Source organism: Streptococcus sp. HMSC078D09 (assembly GCF_001813675.1).
Lineage (GTDB): Bacteria > Bacillota > Bacilli > Lactobacillales > Streptococcaceae > Streptococcus.
The window spans coordinates 1-4,004 of the sequence record NZ_KV813658.1 but is presented as its reverse complement, the minus strand read 5'-3'; the positions used below and the strand labels follow the sequence as shown (position 1 = coordinate 4,004).

The 4,004-nt window shown below is 42.3% G+C and carries 2 protein-coding genes and 1 pseudogene; all 3 read right to left on the bottom strand.

The genetic code is table 11. The annotated features are described in order from the left end of the window. Positions 1 to 519 (bottom strand): phage tail spike protein (locus HMPREF2926_RS02280; RefSeq protein ID WP_305366793.1); only part of this gene is annotated, 519 nt, incomplete at its 3' end. Further along, positions 516 to 1,211: a phage tail family protein gene (locus HMPREF2926_RS02275; protein ID WP_070586308.1), complete on the bottom strand. Its 696-nt coding sequence runs from the start codon at positions 1,209 to 1,211 to the stop codon at positions 516 to 518. The genes HMPREF2926_RS02275 and HMPREF2926_RS02280, both read right to left, overlap by 4 nt. Further along, a pseudogene (locus HMPREF2926_RS11145) lies at positions 1,211 to 4,004 on the bottom strand (hypothetical protein); the annotation flags it as partial. The pseudogene HMPREF2926_RS11145 and the gene HMPREF2926_RS02275, both read right to left, overlap by 1 nt.

Here is a 4,004-nt window from a genome sequence, read left to right as displayed (position 1 = left end):
CAATGATTCGTTTTCGATTCCGCCATGTTCCAGCAATCGAACACTGTACTTATCCCGGACAAGATCTCCACCCCACTGCCCAACGATGGAATGCTTGTCTTTGGCCAAGGCTTCCATCGCTGAGATATCTTTAAGATTGAGGGTGTGTTTTGACATCACATCGGAAAAAAATGTGAATGGTGTTTCTCGTTTAAATCCGGCAACAAGCGCATTCATCACAGTTGCTCCATTCACTCGATCAACATTAATCTTGTTGATAGAATAACCATTGAGTAATGTTGCTACTTGATTGGCGTATACTGTGACATATCCGTGTTGCTTTTCGACTTCAAAGATAGTAAAGTACTGTTCTCCGTGCAAGTCATCAGCAACTAATTCTGTTTCCGGAATTAACAATGCCCATTTGGGGTCTGATGTGGGAAATTTAAAGGTAAGCTGATAGGTGCTGTTAGCTTCCTGGACGATTTCAGAGCTAAAAGCTTCGTTAAGAGGGAAATTACCCTCTTGCAGATAGATCATACTTTATACCTCCAGTTCCCTTTGATTGTGATTTTTGAAACCGTTCCTGAAACTGCAATCCCAGACATACCTGGAGCAATTTCGAAGAAACCGCCTCGTTTTCTCAATGTATTTTTCAGATTTCCATTTTTGTCGTAAACATTTTGTTTTTTGTGACGACAGTCAATTGTTGCCTTTGTATCAATCGTGAGTTGCATGGTTTGCTTCCCAATGGTTAGAGAGACATCACCATTGCCCTCGATTGTAATGACAGGTTCAGAATATACCGTTCCTGGATTGTTTACTGTGCCGTTACCTGCTAAAGTGACTGCAGCATCATTGTTTAAGTAACGGAATGGATGCATCTTTAACTTGATTTCTAAAGTCCAAGCATGCAAACCGTTCTGTTTAAATGATGCGCTCTGAAAATCAGCATAAAAAATAGAGCCTGGTCGATGACTAAACTCTATTTTATTTTCCTCTTGTTTGAATTGATTGACAATCATTTCGATTTCACTTGTTTTGACAACGTATAAACTCACTGTCTTATCGTACCCGTCATAAGCTCCATCATAAAGATTATAATCTCCATTTACCCCGTAAATCGTATTTGATTCGACCCTTGGTGTAGCCGTCTGGTCTTCTCCAAAATCCGTCACATAGCAGTTTGGGATTGATCCAGTGTCAAATCCATTTATAATCATGTTAAACATTAGATTCCCTCCCTTGCCATGATTTTAGAATATCTTTGATAGCTGTTTTGCGCTAAAACATCACCGTCCAGATAGGTTTCTGATGGTTTTTCAAGGATAGCAGTAAGGATCTTTTCTAAACTTGCTCTCAGAATTTCGATCTCAGCAACGATATTTTCACCACTGTAGCTATTTCCGTTGGATGTTTCTTTAAATAAAAATTGCTGGCTGGCATTTTTCATTTCTCGCAAGAATTTGGCATCTTCCGGAATTCCGACCCCTGTTGCATATCTTGGGAAGCCAAGATTTTTCATCAAGCGCTTAGTTCTATCAGCTCGCAATACTTTGGATCCACGAGGCAAGTTGAGTACAACGTCCCGTCCATCTGGAATAAATGAGCTTCCGTCTGGTAATGTTACCATTTCTTTGTAGACTGCATTTCGCTGGTCGTTAACCATTGCAAGACCACCTTCGTGGAAGTTCGTACCTTTTTCGTGTCTTGATCCAAAAACACGGGAGAATGAGTTGACTACTTTATTTACTACCTCTGTAGCTGTGATAGTCGTGTGGTGACTTGTTGGGATGCCGTTGATAGCATTGGTAGCACTGTTCGCAGCATTGACGGCACTACTACTATCGCCTGTCGTATGTTTGGTTGGTGATGGAGTTGCGTTCCAAGCATTTTGATTATCAATCGCTTGTCTTGCAGCAGTTATCGCACCAGTCGGATCGCCTAACTGTGGTTTGACGGGTGACGGTGTGCTGTTCCATTCTTGCTGTTTGTTAATCGCTTGCTGTGCAGCATTATTCGCATTGCTTGGATCAGCGGTAATTTGTTTTTTTGGTACGTTAAATCCGTTATATAATCCTAAAGCGCTCATTGCTTGGTTAGTTCCAAGCGTTACACCGTCTGGAGTTGCAATCAAGTCCGTCTTATGGTCGGTAGGTAGTGTTAAAATACCAGACACCGCACTAGCAATAGCACTCTTGGTCTTATCTTCTGCATCTAAATTGACTACGTGAGCCATACCAGTTAAAGAGTCAACTGCAAGCCGTACACGTTCAGCCTTATCGCTAGCAGCGTCCTTTAAGATCAGTTCTTTCTGCTCTGGTGTGAGTGTGTTCCAGCGTTCAATGATCGCAGTAGCACGTTCACCAGATGATAAGAAGTCAGTATTCTTCATTAAGAGTTCTTTAACTTCCGCTGGCATAGCATTGTATTGTTCTAACAATGTTTTATTATCAAGGATGGCTTGCATACCTTGATTGTTGCCGACCACAAGTTCTTTTTCTTGTGGGGTTAAACTATCCCACTTACCAACCTCAACCAGCGCTTGTCCGATCGTCATCTTAGCGTTAGTCTCAAGGTTTGCGTGCTTGAGGATAAACTGCATATTCTCCCAGCCATTTTCGGCTTGGAGTGCTTTAGTTACTTCCTCTTGTGCATTGGTTTTGACTTGCCCAGTCTTAGGATCAAATACCAATCCATTCCATAGGTTGTTAGCATCTTTGGTCTCCTGCGACATATTTTGTACGCTTTTAGCGACCATACCAGATGAACGACCTACGATGTCAGCAAATTGGTCTGCCTTGGCCATCATCTTGTCATAATCAAGTCCAAGCTCTGCCCAATCCTTGCGCATCTGGTCAAAGTACATCTTACGTTGTTCATCGTTACCGAAGTTAAGAGGTACTTTCTTACTCCACTCTTTTTGAAGTTCTGCATACTCACGGCCATAGGCTTCCATTTTGGTCTTGTGTTGGGCATTTAATTTTTCCATTTCCTTATTGTATTCGGACTGGCTATAAATTCCCTTTTCGTGAGCATCTTTCAATGCAGTCACTTGCTCATCGTAGAGTTTCTGTTCCTCTTTGAGCCATTTAGCTACGACTCCTGTACCTTTACGTAACTGCGTTTCATTCAGATCACTGATCTGGCCATTCATGGCTTTCACAATTGCGGTACGTTCATCGGCAGAATACTTCTGCAATGACAATTGCTTATCAATAAATTGATTTTCGTAGTCAGAAATAATCGCTTGTTCTTCGCGAGTAATCTTTCTGTGTTGGTCAGATGCATTTTGATAAATCTGTACAATCTCATCTGTCATCGACTGGATGTTTTTCTTTTGCTGTTCTGCTTGCGCTACAGCACGTTTTTGGATTGTTTCATTCGCACCAACCTTTTCAAGCCCTTTAAGAGTTTTCTCAAGGTCTTTGTCAATCGCTTTCTGGATATCATCGGCAAGCCCTTGCACACTCTTACGTACATTTTCAACCGCTTGTGCGCCACCTTGCCCAAAGCCTACGGTAGCTTGATGCACTTCATCGACTTTGGATTTTAACCGTGATAATTCTTGGTCTTGTAGCTTGCTTACGCTTGTACCCCACGTTTGAGTGCGTTCGTTTGCGTCTGCCATTTCTTTTGCTACTGTAGCAATCACACCAACAGCAACACCGCCTATTAGGACTCCCCAGGTGACAGGGTTCCCAAGCAGTGCGATACCTTTTGCTAATAGACCAGTAGAAGCTACTGCACCTTCTGCAGCAGTGCTAGTTGCAGTGATTCCGGTTGTTGCAGTTTTAAATGCAGAAGAAAGACTGCTACCTTGTTTAAATAGTTGGAATGTCTTGCCTAATACAGAAAGCCCACCACCGACTTTACCAATACCTTGAGTGAGGAAGCCGATACCTTTAGTGATTCCTCCGATAACTCCGATACCTTTGCCAAGGATTGATAAGGCTGGACCTGCGCCTGCTGCAAGCAATCCCCATTTAATGATATTTTGCTGTTGAGCTTCACTCATTTCGCTA